The sequence below is a fragment of the Pseudomonas sp. 9.1(2019) genome (assembly GCF_009910445.1).
Classification (GTDB): domain Bacteria; phylum Pseudomonadota; class Gammaproteobacteria; order Pseudomonadales; family Pseudomonadaceae; genus Aquipseudomonas; species Aquipseudomonas paraversuta.
In genome coordinates, this window is record NZ_VBWF01000011.1 from 242,431 (window position 1) to 262,669 (window position 20,239).

Below are 20,239 nucleotides of genomic sequence, written 5' to 3' on the forward strand. Positions count from 1 at the left end.
GGCCGTGCGATATGACCACTCCACTCACCGATGTCTCGGACATCGAACAACAGACGATCAAACGCGTTACCAAACGCATGATCCCCTTTCTGATCCTGCTGTTTGTGGTCGCCTTTCTGGACCGCAACAACGTCGGTTTCGCCGCCCTGCGGATGAACGAAGACATCGGTATCAGCCAGACCATTTATGGCCTGGGCGCCGGGATTTTCTTCCTCGGTTACTTCATGTTCGAAGTGCCGAGCAACATTCTGCTGCACCGCTACGGCGCCCGGGTCTGGATCGCCAGGATCATGGTGACCTGGGGCATCATCGCCGGCGCCATGGGCTTCCTGCAGACGCCGGTGCACTTCATCTCCCTGCGCGTATTGCTGGGTATCGCCGAAGCCGGGTTCTTCCCGGGAGTGATTTATCTGCTGTCGCTGTGGTTCCCGAGCCGTTACCGCGCCCGCATGATCGCCACTTTTTACCTGGGCGTACCCATCGCGCAAATCATCGGTGCCCCGTTGTCGGTGGGCCTGATGGAGCTGGGCGATGCCTGGGGCTTCGTCGGCTGGCGCCTGATGTACATTGTCGAGGCCGTACCCGCGGTGATTCTCGGTGTGGTCTGCTATTTCTACCTCACTGACCACCCGGCCGATGCCCACTGGCTGACCGACAAGCAGCGCAACTGGCTGATCAGCACCCTGGAACAGGAAGAACGCAACAAACCGCTGGTGGTGGGCCTGCAACCAACCAAAGGCCAGATGATCCTCAAGGCACTGAGCAGCCGTCAGGTCTGGCTGCTGGCGCTGGTGTATTTCGGCATCACCTCGGGCTCCAACGCGATGAACTTCTTTATGCCCACGGTGCTGGCATCGTTCCGCGGCTCGTTCGGGCTGGAGATCGGCCTGATGCAGAACGGACTGATCACCGCCATTCCTTACGCCGTTGCCGCCGTCGCGATGATCTGGTGGAGCCGTCGTTCGGACCGTCTGCAAGAACGCCACTGGCATGCCGGCGGTGCCGCCATGCTGGCCGCCGTGTCCATCGCGGTCGCGCTGTGGCTCAACCAGCCGTGGATCATCGTCATCGGCTTCATCCTGTTGGCCATGGGTGTGTACAGCGCCATCAACGTGTTCTGGGCAGTGCCGGGGCAAGTGCTGACCGGGGTCGGAGCCGCCGCAGGTATTGGCCTGATCAACTCCATCGGTAACCTCAGCGGTTTTGTCGGCCCGTACCTGACCGGCTACCTGTTCACCGTAACCGGCAGCTATACCCCGGGTTTCCTGGTGATCGCCGCACTGGTGGGCGCCGGTGGTCTGGGCATGGTGCTGATGCCGCGCAACAAGGTGTCGCAGATTGGCAGCGCCATCCCCGCAGCCGCAGGAGGTAAAGCATGAGTCTGGCGACCGTAGGGTTTATCGGCACCGGGATCATGGGCAAACCCATGGCCCGCAACCTGTTGCAGGCCGGATATCCGGTACGGGCCTGGAACCGCTCGCCGGCCAAGGCCCAGGAACTGGCTGCCCATGGCGCCGAGGTACTGCCGACCCCGGCTCTGGCGGCCAAAGGCGCCCAGGTGCTGGTTTGCATGCTCAGCGATGGCCCGACCTGTGATGAGGTGCTGTTCGGCGAAGGCGGCGCTGCGCGGGTTCTGGCCCCCGGGGCGCTGGTCATTGTGATGAGTTCGATTGCGGTGGACAGCGCCGTGGAGCAGGCCCGCCAGTGTGCTGACCTGGGGCTGCACTACCTCGATGCGCCGGTGTCGGGCGGTGAGCGCGGGGCGTGTGAAGCCAGCCTGGCGATCATGGTCGGCGGTGAAGTGGCGGCCTTTGAACAGGGGCGCCAGGTGCTGGCGGCCATGGGCCGTCCGGTCCACGTAGGCCCGGCCGGAACCGGCGAGCTGTCAAAACTGGTCAATCAGCTGATTGTCGCCAGCACCATCGCCACCGTCGCCGAAGGCCTGCTGCTGGCCGAACGCGGCGGTGCCGACCCGGTCAAGGTTCACGAAGCGCTGCTGGGAGGCTTTGTCGATTCGCCGATCTGGCGCCAGCACGGCCAGCGCATGCTCGACAACGACTTCACTCCCGGTGGCCCGGCCAAATGGCAACTCAAGGACACCCGCACTGCCCTCGCCCAGGCCCAAAAGCTGGGCCTGAGCCTGCCGGTGGGCAGCCTGGTGGATGGCCTGTTCCAGGCCATGATCGAAGCCGGTGACGGTGAACTCGACCACGCCGGGCTGATCCGCCAGTTACGCCGCCACAACCAATTGCCTGAATAATCTGCTGGAGCCTGTCATGACCGAATCAACCCCTCGCCGCCTGCGCAGTCAGCTGTGGTTCGACGATCCCAGCCATGCCGATCTCACTGCGCTGTACGTAGAGCGTTACATGAACCAGGGCCTGACCCGCGCCGAACTGCAATCGGGGCGGCCGATCATCGGGATCGCCCAGACCGGCAGCGACCTGACGCCCTGCAACCGGCATCACATCGAACTGGCCAAACGGGTCAAGGATGGCATCCGCGATGCGGGCGGCATTCCGATGGAGTTTCCGGTGCACCCGATTGCCGAGCAGTCGCGCCGGCCGACTGCCGCTCTGGATCGCAACCTGGCGTATCTGGGCCTGGTGGAAGTGCTGCACGGTTACCCGCTGGATGGTGTGGTACTGACCACCGGCTGCGACAAGACCACCCCGGCCTGCCTGATGGCGGCGGCGACCACCGACCTGCCGTCCATCGTGCTGTCCGGCGGGCCGATGCTCGACGGCTGGCACAAAGGCCAGCGCATCGGTTCGGGCACTGTGCTCTGGCATGCGCGCAATCTGCTCAGCGCCGGAGAGATCGATTACGAAGGGTTTATGACCCTGACCACGGCGTCATCACCCTCGGTCGGCCACTGCAACACCATGGGCACCGCCCTGTCGATGAACGCCCTGGCCGAAGCCCTGGGCATGTCTTTGCCGGGCTGCGCGAGCATTCCGGCGCCTTATCGCGAGCGCGGGCAAATGGCCTATGCCACCGGCATGCGTATCGTCGATCTGGTGCGTGAAGATGTTCGCCCCTCGCACATCATGACCCACGCCGCATTCGAGAACGCCATTGCCGTGGCCTCGGCACTGGGGGCCTCCACCAACTGCCCGCCGCACCTGATTGCGATTGCCCGCCACAGCGGCATCGACCTGTCGCTGGAAGACTGGCAGCGGGTCGGCGAAGACGTACCTCTGCTGGTGAACTGCATGCCGGCCGGTGAATACCTGGGTGAAGGTTTCCACCGTGCGGGCGGCGTGCCGGCGGTGATGCATGAACTGGACAAGGTGGGTCGCCTGCACCGCGACTGCCGTTCGGTGAGTGGCCGCAGCATGGGCGAGATCGTGGCCGACGCCGTCACCGGCGACCGCGACGTGATCCGTTCGTACGAAGACCCGCTGATGCATCGCGCCGGTTTCATCGTGCTCAGCGGCAACTTCTTCGACAGCGCCATCATGAAAATGTCGGTGGTGGGCGAAGCCTTTCGCAGCACCTATCTCAGCGATCCGTTGCAACCCAACAGCTTCGAAGCCCGGGCCATTGTGTTCGAGGGGCCGGAGGACTATCAGGCGCGAATCAACGACCCGTCGCTGGACATCGACGAGCGCTGCATTCTGGTGATTCGCGGCTGCGGTACTGTGGGTTTCCCGGGCAGTGGCGAGGTGGTCAACATGGCCCCGCCTTCGGCGCTGATCAAGGCCGGCATCGATTCGTTGCCATGCCTGGGTGACGGTCGCCAGAGCGGTACTTCGGCCAGCCCGTCGATTCTCAACATGTCCCCGGAATCGGCGGTGGGCGGCGGCTTGTCGTTGCTGCGTACCGGCGACCGGCTGCGGGTCGACCTCAATGCCCGCAGCGTCAATTTGCTGGTGGACGAAGTTGAACTCGACGCCCGTCGCCAGGAACCGCTGCCGCCACTGGCGCCGTCGCAAACCCCGTGGCAGGAGCTCTATCGCCAACTGGTTGGCCAGTTGTCTACCGGCGGCTGCCTGGAGCCGGCCACCCTGTACTGGCGCGTGATCCCGGAAAACGGCCCGCCGCGCCACTCCCATTAAACAATGAACCCCCTGGAACCCTGAACCCTGAACCCTGTAGGAGCGAGCTTGCCTCGCGATCTTTTGATCTTTTGATCTTGTAAGCGCTCGCGAGCAAGCTCGCTCCTACAGAGGTGGAACGGGTTATGGGCTACACCATGAATTCAAGGAATGACCTTATGAACCCGCTGCAATTGAGCATTGAAAATTCCCTGCCTGAGGACTGGCAGCGCGCGACGCTGGTCGGGCGTGTGTGCTTGCCGGGTGTACGCGGCGGTCCGGCGGTGGTGGTGATTCGTGACGGTGAAGTCATTGACTGCAGCGCACAGTTCCCGACCCTGAGCCTGCTGCTGGATACACAGAATCCGTTACAGGCAGTACGTGAAATCAGCGGTCACTCCCTGGGGACGATCCAGGATCTGCTGGCCAACAGTGGCGAACAGCGCGACCCGGCCAGACCCTGCCTGCTGGCCCCCGCTGACCTGCAAGTGATCAAGGCCGCAGGGGTCACCTTTGCCGCCAGCATGATCGAACGGGTGATCGAGGAAAAAGCCGGGGGCGATGCCCTGAGGGCCGAGCAGGTACGCGCCCTGGTGCAAGAGGTGATCGGTGACAACCTGCGCGACCTGCGCCCCGGATCGCCCGAGGCCATGCGTCTGAAGCAGGTATTGATTGAACAAAACATGTGGTCGCAGTATCTGGAAGTCGGTATCGGGCCCGATGCCGAAATCTTCACCAAGGCACCGATTCTGGCCGCCGTGGGCAGCGGCAACGCAATCGGTGTCCACCCCGGGTCCAGCTGGAACAACCCGGAACCGGAAGTGGTGCTGGCCGTCGACAGCCGGGGGCAGATTCATGGTGCAACCCTGGGTAATGACGTCAACCTGCGTGACTTCGAAGGGCGCAGCGCATTGCTGCTGAGCAAGGCCAAGGACAACAACGCCTCTTGCGCACTCGGCCCGTTCATTCGCCTGTTTGACGAACATTTCAGCCTCGACGATGTACGCCGCTGCGAAGTGACCTTGCGCGTCGAAGGGCGGGACGGTTACGTGCTCAATGGCAAAAGCTCCATGGGCCAGATCAGCCGCGACCCGGCCGACCTGGCGCAACAGACCCTCAATGAAAATCACCAGTATCCGGATGGATTCGTGCTGTTCCTCGGCACCCTGTTCGCCCCGACCGACGACCGCGACCAGCCGGGCCAGGGTTTCACCCACAAGGAAGGCGACGTGGTGAGCATTGCCAGCGGCAAGCTGGGCGCCCTGCACAACCGCGTGACCAGCAGCGACCAGGCGCCGCAATGGTCATTCGGCGTGGCCGCGCTGATGAAGAATCTGGCGGGCCGGGGCTTGCTGGGGTAAAGGACGACTGTCGCCACCCCGAGCGCATGCACGCCATGCACTCGGGGCCGTCGCCATAACGGCCCGGGTGTTACCTGCCGCAACCCTTTTCGTGTAATATCCGGCGCTGGGTGCCACCGCAACAACGCGGCAGGGCAGGTTAATTTAGCGAAGGTCGGGCCGCCATCGCGGAGTCGCCGCACCTATGAGTCATGAACCCTCGCGTCTGGATAAAGCCGCAAACACCCGCAAGTCTGCTTCCTCCCTCGCGTTTATCACGCGCTTTTTCGCCGCTGAATCTGCGGGCGGCTTGATCCTGATGGCCTCTGCCCTGGCAGCCCTGCTGCTGGCAAACTCCCCCTGGGCTGCTGCCTACTTCTCCACCCTGCAAATCAAACTCGCCGGACTCTCCATCGAGCACTGGATCAATGATGGCCTGATGGCGATCTTCTTCCTGCTGGTGGGCCTTGAGATCAAGCGTGAAATGCTCGCAGGCCAGTTATCCAGCTGGAGCCAGCGCGCGCTTCCGGGGTTTGCCGCACTGGGCGGCATGCTGCTGCCGGCCCTGATCTATATCGCGGTCAACTGGGGCAACTCGCAAACTATCGGCGGCTGGGCCATCCCCGCGGCAACCGATATCGCGTTTGCGCTGGGGGTACTGTCACTGCTGGGCAAGCGGGTTCCCGTTTCGTTGAAGATCTTTCTGGCGGCGCTGGCGATTCTCGATGACCTGGGGGCGGTACTGATCATCGCCCTGTTCTACACCAGCGGCCTGTCCATCAGCATGTTGCTGGCCTCCGTGGCTGTGGTTGCGGTGCTGGTGGTGCTCAATCGCTGCGGTGTACGCCGACTCGCCCCTTACCTGATAGCCGGCGCCCTGCTCTGGTTCTTCATGCTGCAATCGGGCATCCACGCGACACTGGCCGGGGTCATCCTTGCCCTGTGCATTCCGCTGGGTAACACGGAACACAAACACCAATCCCCTCTGCTCCACCTCGAAGAAAAGCTGCATCCGTGGGTCGCTTTCGCCGTGGTCCCCATCTTTGGCTTTGCCAATGCCGGTGTATCCCTGGCCGGCATTTCCCCAGGTGACCTGCTGGACCCGGTACCGCTCGGGGTCACTCTGGGTCTGTTGCTGGGTAAACAACTGGGCGTCTTCGGCCTGGCCGCCCTGGCCATCCGCTTTGGCCTGGCAAAACTGCCCGAGGGTAGCAACTGGGTCCAGCTCTATGGCGTGGCACTGCTGTGCGGTATCGGCTTCACCATGAGCCTGTTCATTGGCGCCCTGGCATTCCCGGGGGCCCCGCATCTGGTGGATGAAGTGAAAGTCGGCGTGCTGATGGGCTCCATCCTCTGTGCCATCCTCGGCGTCGTGGTACTGATGAAGGCCGGCCGTCAAAAGGCATCTGCCTGACCCGTGCCGGGGTGCGTCCGATCACGGGCGCACCTGCGGGGTAACCCGCTCCCTCCCGCCAAAGCCCCGCCAGGTCGAACCTGAGCGGGGCTTTTTAGTGCGCGACTGGTTGAGCATTACGCAGCTGATCCGGGGTTTTTGGCAGGTGCTTGCCATTATCCGGCTGACTACTAGACTCCCGCTCCTCGCGAACAGGCTGATGTTGGACAGTAGCTTTCGCAAAAAACTGCAGGATCGCAGTTTTCAAATACTCAGGAGAGGATTGAACATGACTCGCAAAGAGCAATCACCTTTAGCACTTAAAAACCAAGCTGCCGCACTCCATTTTCCGGATCAAACGATGGGTCACACCTTGAGTTCCCGGATGGCGCTACTGTGGCGGATATCGCAGGCGCAAGGGAGAGGACCAGGAAAGCGTTTGAACCATTGTCGGCCAGCGCAGCTCTGCGACTGAAGCGCATCATTGATACGGGCTTACGTATCAATCATCGAGACCTGCGCGGTGTAACGAGCAATGTACGGAGCAGCATGGGATTTTCGAGATCATTCCCTGCCCGGGATATTGGGCAATGATCGATGCTGCTTCGCCTGCGTGATTGGCCACTGCTCGTAGCCAGCGACAACGTTCTTACTCCTTTCGGAGAGCCTCTGCATGAATACACTCGCCATAGTCGGCGCCGGTGCTGCTGGCGTCGCGACTTTTATTGCTGCGGTCAGAGCCCAAGTGGCACGAAGCATCTACATGATCGATCCGCAGCCAATTGGTCCGGGCGCAGCATTCTCAAATACGGACAACGATATTCTCTGTAATACCTCGGTCGACACCATGTCGGTGCTGCACGACATGCCGCTGGATTTTCTTGAGCACCTGCGGTGCGAGGGCTACGCCTTTACAGCCGAAAGTTTTGTCCCGCGGTTTCTGGTAGGCCGATATCTGGCCAGCCGGTTTCTGCAGTACTCAGCCATTGCCCGTGAGCAGGGAGTACGGGTTCAGTATGTTTGCAGCAGGTTCAAGGCATTGAAAGTTCACGGCCATCGCCATTACGAGCTTGAGTTCTGTGACGTGCAGATGAAACCAGCCCTCTCACTGAGGGCGACCGATGTGGTGTTCTGTACGGGGTTTGGGCCGCCACACATACCGGCAGTTGCCCGGCCTTTTTTCAACCACTCGAGCTTCATCAAGAACCCTTATCCTGAAGCAAGCATGCTGGCCATGATTCCTGAGAATTCCCGGGTGCTCATCATGGGTAGCAAGCTCTCGGCCATCGACAGTGCAATCGTTCTGTGCCGCGACGGACATCAAGTGACCATGCTATCGCCGTCAGGAGAGTTCCCCTCTGTGCGCGCCCGCTTCATGCGCAGTCCAAAAACGGCATTCGACGTTGAGGCCATTGCAGCAGTAATGAAGCCGGAGCAACACGAAGCGCAAACCTGCAGCCCGGCCATGGGCTATAGATACCTGAACTATTTCTCCAGGGTGCTTCGCCAGAACCTGGGCAAGGACTGGAGCCTGCAGTTCTCCCGTGCATCAAGCGTTGTCGACAGGCTAAGGGAGGAGGTGGAAATTGCCGGCAGCGGTGCCAGTCACTGGCAGGAATACGTGGTTGATTTCATGCATGCCATCAACCGGCTGCACAGCAAGGGTGACCTCTATTTCGAGGGTTGCTTCCATCCCGCCTTCGAGCAGCTGCTTTACCGATACATATCCGCACTGGCACTCCCCAACGCACGCAAGCTGCTGAAGTACTTGGAGGACGGTGTTCTGTGTGTGCAGAGCGGCGAAGTAACCCGTATCGGCTACTCCCAGGGTCGCCCTCACCCATGGCGGGTGAACTGGGCCGCGGGCGACCACCGCTTTGACGCCATTGTCTCGGCTACTGGCTACCACCAGTCCAGATATGTCATGGGCGATGACGGCAAGATTGAGCTGGACAGGCGCGGCGATCGCAGCCAAAGACAGCCGATTACTGTCTTGCCGACCATGGCAGGGGCCCATGAAAGCTTCGGTGAGCACGAGAGCATCTGGTTCCTGGGCGCGCCGGCCAGACCCCGGCTGTGGCACCCGAATGCCCTTGTGGTGGTCACCCCGATGGCAAACCGGATTATCGAGAGCATGCGCCGGCTGCCCCAGGTCGGGAGTGCTGCTTGAAGCCAAAAGAGACAGGTTTGCGCAAGTCGTCGAAGGATGGCCCATGAAGTGAAACCGATTCACCTGAAAAAGGGCCTGTACAGGCCCTTTTTTTGCTAGTCGCACACGACTTCGAGGGTGGCGGTACAACTGAGCCAAAGGCGCGATTACAGGTGGAAATGGCCCGCGGCCTCTGGCTGGTAAAGCACTTTCCTGATCTCGATCCGGCGGGTGCGATCAGAAATTCGCCAGTCGATGGCGTCCCCCTCCTGATAACCCAGAATGGCAGCGCCGATGTCGGAATAGACGGAATGCTTCCCTGCGTTGCTGTCCGCATCTTCAGGGTAAACCAGAGCCACTTCGATCTCTTCGTCGTCCAGCTGCAGCAAGGCCCTGGAGTTCATCGTGACGACATTGCACGCCACCTGCTGCGGCTTGACGACAATGGCTCGCTCAAGCTCATGCTCGAGTTCAACCACGGCCGGGCCTTGCTCGAGCACGATCAGACTCTCCAGCCTGGCCTTGTCGATTTCAGTGATGTAGATCCTGGTGGAGTCGCCAACGGCACCTTCGCGCAACAACTGGCGATAGCGCCCCGCCGTCATGGAAAATGACTTCAATGTCGGGGTTTCGCTCTCGAGCACAAAGCCGCTGCGCACAAAGGCTTTCAGCGAGCGCCCGTTGTCCGGGTGGATCTTGGCGATGAGCTTCTGGGCCCGCATGTCGAGGAAGGCCAGTTTCATGCCTTCGCGGATCGTGCGGGCGCCAAGGTTGCGCCCCCATTTGTCACTGTCCCCGATGACCAAGACAATCTCGCAATTGGGCCCGGTCTTGATTAGACGGACAAAGCCCACCGGGGCGTCATGCCGGTCATAGGCCATGAAGAATCGGCCGCCCTGGTTGAATAGATGGGTCAGGATCGGCGATTGAGTCCGATCGATAGCTTGCCCGATGGAGCGGGAGACATGACGCGAATCGCTCAGATAGCAGGTAACGCGCTCATCCTCCAACCAATCCATCAGCGTCAGCGCGTGCGCCCGAGTAATTTCAGGGCACAGAGAAACGAAAGGCTTGTTCATCTTCAACACACATATTTGTAAAAGGATGAAAGCCCTTCATGGCTATGGCCATGACGGTTCTTTCGGCAACCGGCTATCTTAAGACATAACGCGAGTAATGCCGAACAGGGTGGAGGACATTCTGTAGTGGTCAACTAATCCCGGACACTGCGTTAAGTTTTTTCTCGGCCTGAGCCGGTGGCAGCCCACCATTAAATTGGTGCGGTCGAATCCAGTTGTATCGGTACATCAAAAAATAGCTGATATCCCGCTGAGCTTGTTGGGCTGTCGCGTAGCCCATGGTCGGTATCCACTCAGTTTTCAGGCTCCTGAACACCCGCTCCATCGGCGCATTATCCCAACAATTTCCTCGCCGGCTCATGCTCTGACGCATACGATATCGCCAAAGGCGCTGGCGAAAACTCCGGCTTCCATATTGCGAGCCCTGGTCTGAGTGGAACAGCAAACCCTGAGGCTTCCCTCGCTGCTCGTAAGCCATGTCCAAGGCCTTGATGACCAAGTCGGCATCCGGCCTCCCCGACAACGCCCAGCCCACAACACGGCGGGCAAAAAGATCTAGCACAACCGCTAGATACTGCCATTTCCCTTGAGCCCAGATGTAAGTGATATCGCCACACCAGACGTGGTCAGGAGCGGGCACATCAAACTCTCGGTTCAAAATATTAGGGATGTCGGGCCGCTCGGCCGTTGCCTTTTTGTAAGCATGCGATCCCGGTTGTTTGCTGACCAACTCCAGCTCGCGCATCAGGCTGCTTAGCTTGAATCGCCCGATCTGCTCGCCGTCGTCCTGCATCATGGCCATGATGCTACGGCTACCGGGAGCACTGCGGCCTTGGGTGAACAACTCGCTCACCCGGCTGCGCAATCGAAGGCGTTCTACATCCGGTGTGCGGCGCCTGAGACGCCGAGCGTAGTAGCACGAGCGGGTCACTTCAAACACCTTGCACAGCCAATCAACCGGCTCGTGGATGCTCAACTGGTCAATCAGCGCGAACGCTCGAGATCTTCCGACATCAAGAGCGCGGTGGTATTTTTTAAGATCGATTTTTTCCGCTCAAGGCGAGTAATTCGGGCTTCCAGCTCTTGGATTTTCTGCTGCTCCGGGGCCAGCGCTTTGCTCTGCGGGGTGACGCCCATGCGTTCTTGCTGCACCTGGTCGACCCATCGGCGCAAAGCCGACTCGCCGACACCAAGCGAGCGGCTGGCCTCAATGAAGCTGTAATCCTGCTTGAGAACGAGGTCGGCAGCATCGCGTTTGAATTCAGGGGGAAAGGTACGGCGTTGTTTGGTCATCTGACACCTCGTTCTGGCGAGCATTCTCGCCTAAATGGGTGTCCGGTTTCATTAGACCACTACAGACATCGCGAAAGCGCCCGCCTAACGCTCTCGTAACAGAAAGCCTAAGGCGGTATGTGGTCGCGAGCGCGGTCCTTGAAAATTATCCAGCATATGACTACGTTAGAACTCCATGACGTCCACCATCGGTGAACGCTGCCTGTCTAGATAATGGTTCAAAGGACTGACAATGATCGACTTCGCCAGTTTGGCTGGGAAAGCTAAAGAGTCTCCCGATTTTGATCTCTTGAAGCTGTATGCTTCTCTGGACGTCAAAAGCACTCACACCGAGCCACGCACCACTCAGAAAGAGGCAATGCTGTCCCTCACCGTCAGACACTCAGAAAAAGATCTTGTCCTTAAAATCAGTACGGGTGCAGGTAAAACTGGTGTGGGGCTGCTGTATCTGCTCGGGCATATGCGCAAGACCCGTCGCCCAGGGGTTTACTTGTGTCCAACACTTCAGCTCGTTGAACAGGTACTGAGTGAGGCATCAAAGCTTGGCATCGATGCTCATCACTATCCCTCAGGAGAGCCCTTTCCTCACCCCGCATGTGTGAGAGGGGATGCGGTACTCGTCTGTACCTATGAAAAACTGTTCAACGCCAAAAGTACGTTTCAACGCCAAGACGTTAACCTTGTACCCGAAGCCATTGTTTTAGATGACGCCCATGCGGGGTCCGAGATCGTCAGAAAGCAGCTCACCCTCCAACTTCATGGCGAGCCCTTCGTTGTTCTCAAAGAAATACTTAAGTCTCAGTGCAAGTCATACCATTCCACCAAATGGTCAGATATTGAGGCAGCAGATCCACAAGCCTTATTCGAGATTCCTCATTGGATATGGTCGGAACTGTGCGATGAAATCCGGCCGGCGCTACACAGCTATGCCTCAGAAGACAGGTTTCGATTTGTTTGGCCGTTTCTTGAAAATTTGCTCCCGTTTTGCAGGTGCGTTCTTTCAGGCTCCCATGCGGAAATATCACCTGAAATTCTTCCCGTCGATCAACTGCGTGCTTTTGCCAGCGCGTCACATCGTCTCTTCATGTCTGCGACATTAGCAGACGACTCTCTACTAGTTAGAGAGCTTGGCGTAATGCCCTCGGCAGCGCTTACCGCGATTTGCCCCCCTTCAGATCGGGGTTTAGGAGAGCGGATGATCTTAGCCCCCGCCTTGATAAGTCCAGAGATGGATAGGGACTACCTGATGGCGCTATGCCAATCGCTTTCGCTCAAGCACAACGTCGTTGTGCTCACTTCAAGTGAGGTAAGTGGTAGAGAGTGGGAAAAGTCTGGCGCCAAGTTCTTTGCTGGTGATCACGTAATCACTGCGGTCAAAAGACTGAAGGATCCCAGCTCAAGCCTCAAATTTGCGGTGTTTGCTCAGCGCTATGACGGTGTCGATCTGGCAGATGATGCCTGCCGGATTTTGGTGATCGATAGCGTTCCGTACGGCGAGAGCCTGATCGATAAGAATGATGCGCAGCTCATCTTTAGCCCGGGCGGCGTACGCAACAAAACGGTGTATCGCATTGAGCAGGGTATGGGGCGCGCAGTGCGATCTCACGCTGATTACGCGCTGGTTTTATTGGTGGGCCAGGACATGGCGACCTACATCGGTCGGTCAGAGGTCTTAGCTGCATTAACCCAGGAAACTCGAGCCCAGATCGATCTCTCTGTCGAGTTAGCGGAATTGATGAAAAGCGCTGGTGGAGATGCAAAACCGGCATTTACGCAAGTGATCCAGCAATGTCTCGGACGCGATCCAGGATGGAAGAGCTTCTATAACTCGCGAATTCGCACAGGAACTAAGGTAGTGCCTGAACCATCGGAAAAACGGATTCAGCTAGCCAGTGCAGAGCGGGAGGCATACCGACTCGCTTCCTCAAACAGGGGGATGGAGGCAATTCCTAACCTCAGAGCGGCCCTGAATAACTCGGGAGTGGAGGGAGAAGAACTCGGCTTGTATCTCCAGCGGGTGGCCAGAATTGCTTATGCCATAGATCCTGCAGAATCGATGAAGATTCAACAGGCTGCTCGGCAGTATTGTAAATCCACCGCATTACCGCCCTCCGCCCCGAGAAAGCCAGTTTCTGTTGAAGCAGTTTCTGCTGCTGAACGGTTCTGTCATTGGATCAAAGCTTTCTCAACGCTAAATGCGGCGGTGATAGAGGCAACGAAGATCAGCGGCTCACTTGATTTCAGCCAAAAGTTTCGTGCAGTTGAAAAGTCGGTAATGGAGCTGGGGGTTGCCTTGGGCGCAGACGCGACACGCCCCGAGATCGATTTTTCGATCGGTCCGGATGTGATCTGGTTTTGGGGGAATCATCTATTCGTCATTGAGGTGAAAAACGAAAATCAGAAAAAGTTGCACAAGGGGGATAGCGGCCAGCTACACGACAGCGTTCAGTGGGCGAAAGAATCCTATCCGGTATTCGCTGATCGAATAACGCCGATCACCGTGGCGAAAGTTTCACAAGCGGACCGAGACGCTCACTATCCGGCCAATACTCGAGTATTGCTAGAATCAGGCTGCAAGGCCCTTGCACAAGGGCTTCAGCATGCGTGTATAAGGCTTTCAGAGCAGGGCAGTCTTTTTGTTACCCCACTAAACGTCGCTGCAATTTTGACGGAGTTCAAAATCTCTCCTGATCAATTCTTGTCTCAGCACACCATACCGATAGGCTGAATTTTATTCCGCGTATCCATCTGTTGCGGTGGAAGCGTGCGCTGCTCTTGTGGTGCCGTTCATGTTCTGTGGACGGCTCGTTCGGCATGGACGTTCATGGTGTCTAAGGACCTTTCCTTACGATCGGGTTCTGGCGGCCTATCGCGCTCATTCCCAGCCTCTTGTCGAGTGCCCGACGTGAGCGGCCGCTTAGGGTCGGATGGCGACGGTATCGCATCCGCCTTCAAGTGTTCATACCTCGGTCTGCTCGGAAATCTCCAAAGCATCGTCTACCTCCATGCCTCCATACCTAGGTAGTATTGAACGAGTTCAGGCAGTGAGGCCTAGCCAGGCTTTTCGCATATTTGAAGGCGAACTTCCGTTACCGACATTTGACGTGGACAATCATATTTGGATAAGGCAAGGGTATGAGATCAAACGATATAAAGCGTGACAATCAGCATGAGCGCCGTGCCAAAGAGGTGCTTAAACGCAGTGATAAATGGATTTGTGCATACCCAGGCTGTACCAGCAAGAGTGTTTTTTCACACGCCATATCCAAGTCTATCTCGCTAGATACTATTGCTGAAGATGGCCACTTACAGACGATCAAGTCCCAGCGAAAAGGTGATGTTAAGGACATTACATTTGGCCCGATCGGCATCAACGACGCTACGGCCTTTAATGGATTTTGTAGTCAGCATGAAGCCCTATTCGATGCGCTTGATACTCGAAAAATAGAAAATGCTAGGGACCTGATGCTCCAAGCGTATCGGACGGTGATTGCTGAAAGTATTAATGAGTCTCGACTGGCCACCCTCAATGCAGAAGAGTACAAGGCCACAGATCTTGATGAGCTTTTAGGCAAGCTAGATGCTGCTGATAATCCGTGGCTCGAGGACGAACAGGCACAAGAGCTCTTCAAAGCTGAATACGGTAAGTTAGCTGTATCGGCCACTCGCAGGGCTGTGAGTCTCCTCCAGCTTCCGTCTCAAATCCTGACGAAAATTGATGTGCCCGGAAATCAAAGATTAGATGGCAACAGCGTAATCAGCACGGAGCAGTTGAGCCACTATATCCCTTACAGACGTTTGGAGGTGCGCCTGCCGGTAGCAGTCAACGCAATGATCCATGGGGTTCTGGGAGGCCAGCGTCGAGATTTTTTCTTCGCAGTGATCCCATATGCAGATTCTACGCTTGTTTTTGGAGTCATCCCCAAGGAGTGTCCTGAATCGTTGCTCGATGGACTGATGGAGAGTTTTTCATCTGATCCAGGACTTATCGACTTGGTGGAGTCTGTTATGATTTCTAGCAATGAGTGGTATTTGACGCCATCAGTGCTCACGAAAATGCCCAGCGAAAAAAAGAAGGTGTTTCTCCACGATTGCACATTCTTCATTGAACACCGATTTTATGAGCAGTACGACATGATTTTGCTTGAGGAAGCACGCCGCAACCTCGCCAAAAACCAGCCTGAACTTATTGCCGCACTCAGACTTGATCAGGTCGACTACGTACCATCCCGAGAGGACTTTGCACTACGTCATGAGCGGATGATAGCTGCAATGTGTGCTCAACCCTTTGAGGTTCAGGAGATGTGACAAATCTAGCCGTCCGGCGTCAATAAAGCCGACGGTCGTCATGACTTCGGGCTTATGCGAAAGCATTCTAGTGGAGCGAAGGTAACGACGTTATATGACCCCAGCGCTAGGTGCATAATTGCATGGAGTTGACCACTCATTTGCATTCGACTTGAGCAGTCGTTTGCATTTGACTTGACTAGCACACTAGGTCTCCTTGGCCGGCAGGAGTCGGCCAAGAGTGGACCACCAGAAGCGCCTACAAAACTCGGGGCGATTCACATCGCTAGTAACGAGAAACGGTAGATTGTTGGAACCTCTAAAGAACTTGGGGCCAGTAAAGGCATAGTAATTTTCAACCGCTAGGCAATTGGACTGTTTCGGGAGGAGAACTAAACGGCGCCAATGATGCTTTTCCTGTCACCTTGTGTTCAAAATGGTTGGACATGACCTCTGCAAAAATATTGACTACGACTTGCGGGTCAAAACCTTCCTGGTGCTGAAAAAGCACGGCATCGTGCATTGGCACTTTTAGCTCGACTCGTGGATCGCCACTCATCGCAATTAAAGCCTTTTTAAAGATAAGTGATGCGGTTCCTTGGACTTGCTGGCTGATTGAGGATCTCTTCTCCTTCTCACTTAGAGCTCCCGTTCGCTCTCGTTTAATGTGGTTGCCAAGAGCAGTTCCAATTTTGCCCTCTGTTTCAAACTGCGTATAAACTCTGGACTTCCAATCCTCAAATTCAGCAAATTGTTTAAAAAAAGCTTTTGTATTTTGTCTGTCTGCGCCGTACCCATGCGCCGCATCGATTAAGTCACGGTGCTTCATTCCATACGCGTAAGATAGGAACAGGCGTTTCGCCTCTTTTCGCTTTGTTATATCCCGGAAAATAGAGTCAGCCGCTATTTGATAGAGATCACCTTCCGTATAGAGTTTCGTAAGCAATTGGTCGCCGGAAAGCACGGCCATTATTCCGGCCTCGTACTGCTCGTAATCGACGTAAGAGAAGAGTTGCCCTTCATCTGGAATGAGTATATCTCGGTGCTGCTTAGCAAGATTTTGCAATGATGGGTCTTTGAAGTATATGCGCGAGGTTATCGAGCCGAATGAATCTACTATTGGGAATATTTTTTTCTGGCTGAGCGGTATTGCCGCCAATACCATTCTGGATTTTTGAATTTTTCTTAGATTGAGTAAGTCGTCAGCGTATTCGTCCTGCATTGGGACGAAATTGAGAACGTAATCTACGTTTACGCCAGAAAAATCAAAGCCGCGGGGCTCTAAATACTCCATGACATCTTCATCCGACGGGACTTCTAGAGGGACACTGTACTTAGACGAAAATAGCTTTAGGGCCATATAAAAATCAAATTCTATCTTATCCTTGTGGCCTCTGAGCACTTCCGTGTTTATATTTATCCCAGTCGCAGCAGAACCTATCAAGTAGCGCGAGACCGGCTGTTCTATTTGGATTAGCCTGTCCCATTCGTGCTCGCGCTTTGCTTCAGCCTCAACTTGGTCAGAGTAAGATACGAGAGCATCTGCAAACACCGAAAGAGTTTCTTCGCAGATTTTTTCTTTCCTGTTAAATATCGCGAGATATTTTTGTATGATCTCTTTGGACACAAGGCTTCGAAGCGAATTGGTAATGTCTATTTTTTCTTTTTTTTCTCTCTCGGATCTCTTTCCGGAGATAGAAATTCTTAGTTCTTCGACGTCTATAATTAGCTTGGGCAGCCTTCCAGTTAGTCTGAAAATTATTGGGGCTATTAGCCAGTAATCATGGCAAACCAGCCCTTCTTTTTGAGAGGAAATTTCTTCAGCAGATGCTTCTTTTAGAACTTTGTCAGACCAAAGAAAAAATCTGTCTTTTCCTTGATCAGTGTAGTCCCTGATGAAGATAAGAGCCTTTTTAGTCATATGGGCTTATCTCTTCGTATAGTTCCATTGGGCTTCTTGATTCGCGCTCTATAAGAGGGCGTCCGTCTTTGAAATGAGATCTTGCTCGGGTAGCTGTACCTTTTATTTTTGTTTTTAACTCTGATACTAAAGGACGTAAGTCTTCTTTGCCAAATTCGCTAGTGGCAAGCAAAAAATTCCTTTGATGGTAAAAAGGCCATGTACTTTTGAATTCCGGGATGATGGGAATCAATGCAGCGCTTTCATCAACGCAGCGGAGGTATATGAAGATTGCAGACGTTTCAGCTTCAAGAACGTCCGTCTGTATTTTCGCGGACGCATACTTAATGATTTTTTCACTTTTGTAGCGGTTCTTTGCGAGCAATAACCAAAGATGAAAGTTTTGCCAGGAGTGAATGGACTTTTCATCATCCATCAAGTATTGAGCGATTTTTTCGTGGTCATCGTCTGTTAAGTTTAGGGCTGAAAGAAGGCGGCAGTACTGGTCTGTAGAGGCAGCATGGTCTTCAAAAGTTTCTATAACTAGCAGTTTAAGATCATCTGAAATCTCTGTATGAACATCAAAGAGCTTCGCTTCGCCTAGTTGAATTAGACGATTTACCGCAAACCGAAACTGTCGCGACTGAGTTTGCTTGTTGTCTATGCAGTCCTTCAGCAACTGAAATATGTATTTTGCCGATCGAGCTACAACCCTCCTACTTCTGGAGCGCCACATGCTGTCTATTGTAAGTGTTCTATCGTCGGTAGTCGGAAAGTTTTCTGCGATTTCGGACTCTGCGGTATCCTTTGTAAGGATCGCGGTTTTTCCTGAATTAATATTCATTCCGAATTTCCGAAGCTGATTTATTAAATCTGCAAGCGCTTTTTTGGCTGTTCGCGGTGAAGAGCAAATAATCCTGATATCATCTACGTACCGATAGTAGTCGTATCCCAAAGCCACCATATTCTGGTCAACTGAGTTGAGTACTATATTGGCAATAAAAGAAGAGGCATCTCTGTTTTGAGGGAGACCATGCCTTTCGTTGTATCCCCATCGTGTCAGAAGAGTACAGAGAGTATGTGTCGCATTTCGGATTAAAATCTTTTCCGGCCCTGATGCTATCACTTTTTCAAGCATCATTTCGAATGCTGAACTTATGGCAGACAGGGAAATGTTCTCGAAATAGTTAATTAGATCGGTTACTAGCAGCGACTGATTGTTAGAAAGTGCTGTTTTTGTTACCCCTTCGAAGGTTTTCCATAAGTCGATTCGACTTTTGAATATGTATTTCTCGGCAGCTCGTTTTTTGTTGTACCGATGACCCAGCACCCGATGGGATAGTAGCGGATCATAAAATGGAATTAAATAAGAGCATATTGCTTGATAAATAAAACGATCATAGAAGTCCGTTTCTAATGAATAACGAATGCCTAGACCTTTTTTAGGGATATCGTACGCCTGTCTTTCACAACCTAAGTAACGACCATTTTCCTCAAGCAAGAGGGCCTTTAACGTATCGTGCAGTTGTGGTTTATTAGAAAATAAGTCTTGGTGTTGTAGCACGTCAACGAACCAGTCATCGCGCATATCTTGGTTTAGATGCTGCAATACTGCGTCGATGTCAATTGGAAATGCTAATAGCTCAAGGGGGGATTTATTGTCTGAGGCTATAAGTTTTTTGGAGGTTGACTCTTTGAATAGGGCACTTAATTTTTTCCGAAATACATTATCTTCAAGAAGTGCTTTGTTGCTTTTTATCTCTGACAGCAACAACTCTAACGCAAGATGAAGTCGATCGCTTTCACAGGGGGGGGTGATTTCGTCGCTATTTTCGGAAGCAATACCTGTTTCCATACTTCAATCCTTGATAGTTGTGGTAGAGCAGCAAAATCACCCATCTATATTGCTATTTTTTCACGCCACAAATAGACGTTTCGTTTTGATGCTTGCGGCGATGTGTAAAAATGCTGCGAGATAGCGTTTATCCGAATCTTCCGGTCAAGTCTACTTGGTAGCATGTCCGTTGTCGTATTGCCACAGGAATAGGAAGAAGCATGAGGCTAAAATTTTCTTTCCAATCTTCGGTCCTACGTCGTAGTGACACCTAACAATGTCGTCGGGAGTGTGGCACGCGATCGCGCAGATCACCGTTTGATCTGAATCGCTACTTATTTTGTAGGCACCTTGAAGGTCAGCTACTGGCCGACTCCTGCCATTCATCAATGGCAGCTTTGGGTCGATTTCTGCTGGTCAAGGCGCACCCCGTGGGCTGGTCAGATCCCATGCAAACAACTGGTTAAGTCTATGCCATTACGGAACATTGGTAATCACTGCGAATAGCACTACAGTGGCGACAATCTTGTCATGTAGCAGCTATCAAGCGGCAAGGTTGGGTGCTGATGAACGAAGACCAACACCGCTGCCTCACAGCACTGTGGTTAGGGTCATTCCCCGTGATTACAGCCGTTGCACTACTGATACTGATATTGCTGCTCACTAACCGTCTGCCACCATCAACTCCGCAAATGCCGGCTAGCCCCCCCCATCAGACGGATCAATACGACGAGTCAGTTCGCTCGACACTCGAAGCAACCCAAGAAGCTAATCCGTAGTCGAAATAGAACAGCTCAACCGATGGCTCAGCACTGACTCGTCATCGTTTTGTAGGTGTCTTAACTGGAGAGTATAAACGGGTAAAAATGGGACAGTAGCGTGCACCGTGTATCCCCTGTTGTATCCCTTTCAAAGATGTAATCA

At 54.8% G+C, this 20,239-nt stretch carries 12 protein-coding genes; 8 read left to right on the plus strand and 4 right to left on the minus strand.

All coding sequences use genetic code 11. The features are described from left to right. Positions 1 to 11 precede the first annotated feature (11 nt). From FEZ21_RS20030 to FEZ21_RS20055, 6 genes are all read left to right on the plus strand, one after another. Entirely contained in the window at positions 12 to 1,379 is a 1,368-nt protein-coding gene (locus FEZ21_RS20030) for an MFS transporter (RefSeq protein ID WP_003440931.1), read from the plus strand. Continuing rightward, positions 1,376 to 2,260: an NAD(P)-dependent oxidoreductase gene (locus FEZ21_RS20035; RefSeq protein ID WP_160628287.1), complete on the plus strand. Its 885-nt coding sequence runs from the start codon at positions 1,376 to 1,378 to the stop codon at positions 2,258 to 2,260. Before FEZ21_RS20030 ends, FEZ21_RS20035 begins: the two co-directional genes overlap by 4 nt. A 16-nt stretch (positions 2,261 to 2,276) precedes the next feature. Further along, positions 2,277 to 4,061, plus strand: a complete 1,785-nt coding sequence (locus FEZ21_RS20040; RefSeq protein WP_003440929.1) for an IlvD/Edd family dehydratase — start codon at positions 2,277 to 2,279, stop codon at positions 4,059 to 4,061. Positions 4,062 to 4,219: 158 nt separating this feature from the next. Further along, positions 4,220 to 5,401, plus strand: a complete 1,182-nt coding sequence (locus tag FEZ21_RS20045) for a fumarylacetoacetate hydrolase family protein (protein ID WP_003440926.1) — start codon at positions 4,220 to 4,222, stop codon at positions 5,399 to 5,401. Positions 5,402 to 5,585: 184 nt separating this feature from the next. After that, positions 5,586 to 6,794 carry a Na+/H+ antiporter NhaA gene (gene nhaA / locus FEZ21_RS20050; protein WP_003440923.1) on the plus strand — a complete coding sequence of 403 codons (1,209 nt, stop codon included), beginning with the start codon at positions 5,586 to 5,588 and terminating at the stop codon, positions 6,792 to 6,794. 652 nt (positions 6,795 to 7,446) lie between these two features. Continuing rightward, a complete protein-coding gene (locus FEZ21_RS20055; RefSeq protein ID WP_160628288.1) occupies positions 7,447 to 8,943 on the plus strand; it encodes an FAD/NAD(P)-binding protein in 1,497 nt (498 codons plus the stop codon). Between the two features lie 146 nt (positions 8,944 to 9,089). Here the strand turns inward: FEZ21_RS20055 and FEZ21_RS20060 are convergent, their stop codons facing one another. Both FEZ21_RS20060 and FEZ21_RS20065 read right to left on the minus strand, forming a co-directional pair. Then, positions 9,090 to 10,001 (minus strand): bifunctional GNAT family N-acetyltransferase/nucleoside diphosphate kinase regulator, encoded by a 912-nt coding sequence (locus tag FEZ21_RS20060; protein WP_003440918.1) that lies wholly within the window; start codon positions 9,999 to 10,001, stop codon positions 9,090 to 9,092. Positions 10,002 to 10,131: 130 nt separating this feature from the next. Beyond that, positions 10,132 to 11,294 (minus strand): IS3 family transposase gene (locus FEZ21_RS20065; RefSeq protein WP_160628289.1). Its coding sequence is split into 2 segments (ribosomal slippage): positions 10,132 to 11,030 and positions 11,030 to 11,294, totalling 1,164 coding nucleotides; the frame shifts between segments, so codons are not numbered across the junction. Positions 11,295 to 11,526: 232 nt separating this feature from the next. Here FEZ21_RS20065 and FEZ21_RS20070 point away from each other — a divergent pair. Further along, positions 11,527 to 14,022: a DEAD/DEAH box helicase gene (locus tag FEZ21_RS20070; RefSeq protein ID WP_160628290.1), complete on the plus strand. Its 2,496-nt coding sequence runs from the start codon at positions 11,527 to 11,529 to the stop codon at positions 14,020 to 14,022. 407 nt (positions 14,023 to 14,429) lie between these two features. Then, the gene (locus tag FEZ21_RS20075) at positions 14,430 to 15,602 is read left to right on the plus strand and encodes a hypothetical protein (RefSeq protein ID WP_160628291.1); all 1,173 of its coding nucleotides are present in this window, start codon (positions 14,430 to 14,432) and stop codon (positions 15,600 to 15,602) included. A 334-nt stretch (positions 15,603 to 15,936) separates the two neighbouring features. Here the strand turns inward: FEZ21_RS20075 and FEZ21_RS22730 are convergent, their stop codons facing one another. After that, positions 15,937 to 17,502 carry a DNA polymerase gene (locus FEZ21_RS22730; protein WP_238840043.1) on the minus strand — a complete coding sequence of 522 codons (1,566 nt, stop codon included), beginning with the start codon at positions 17,500 to 17,502 and terminating at the stop codon, positions 15,937 to 15,939. Continuing rightward, entirely contained in the window at positions 17,495 to 19,336 is a 1,842-nt protein-coding gene (locus FEZ21_RS20085) for an RNA-directed DNA polymerase (protein ID WP_160628292.1), read from the minus strand. Before FEZ21_RS20085 ends, FEZ21_RS22730 begins: the two co-directional genes overlap by 8 nt. Positions 19,337 to 20,239 lie beyond the last annotated feature (903 nt).

Excerpts from the sequence above, each read along its gene's own strand:
- FEZ21_RS20030 (WP_003440931.1), top strand. The coding sequence starts at position 12 with ATGACCACTCCACTCACCGATGTCTCGGACATCGAACAACAGACGATC.
- FEZ21_RS20035 (WP_160628287.1), top strand. The coding sequence starts at position 1,376 with ATGAGTCTGGCGACCGTAGGGTTTATCGGCACCGGGATCATGGGCAAA.
- FEZ21_RS20040 (WP_003440929.1), top strand. The coding sequence starts at position 2,277 with ATGACCGAATCAACCCCTCGCCGCCTGCGCAGTCAGCTGTGGTTCGAC.
- FEZ21_RS20045 (WP_003440926.1), top strand. The coding sequence starts at position 4,220 with ATGAACCCGCTGCAATTGAGCATTGAAAATTCCCTGCCTGAGGACTGG.
- nhaA (WP_003440923.1), top strand. The coding sequence starts at position 5,586 with ATGAGTCATGAACCCTCGCGTCTGGATAAAGCCGCAAACACCCGCAAG.
- FEZ21_RS20055 (WP_160628288.1), top strand. The coding sequence starts at position 7,447 with ATGAATACACTCGCCATAGTCGGCGCCGGTGCTGCTGGCGTCGCGACT.
- FEZ21_RS20060 (WP_003440918.1), bottom strand. The coding sequence starts at position 10,001 with ATGAACAAGCCTTTCGTTTCTCTGTGCCCTGAAATTACTCGGGCGCAC.
- FEZ21_RS20070 (WP_160628290.1), top strand. The coding sequence starts at position 11,527 with ATGATCGACTTCGCCAGTTTGGCTGGGAAAGCTAAAGAGTCTCCCGAT.
- FEZ21_RS20075 (WP_160628291.1), top strand. The coding sequence starts at position 14,430 with ATGAGATCAAACGATATAAAGCGTGACAATCAGCATGAGCGCCGTGCC.
- FEZ21_RS22730 (WP_238840043.1), bottom strand. The coding sequence starts at position 17,502 with ATGACTAAAAAGGCTCTTATCTTCATCAGGGACTACACTGATCAAGGA.
- FEZ21_RS20085 (WP_160628292.1), bottom strand. The coding sequence starts at position 19,336 with ATGGAAACAGGTATTGCTTCCGAAAATAGCGACGAAATCACCCCCCCC.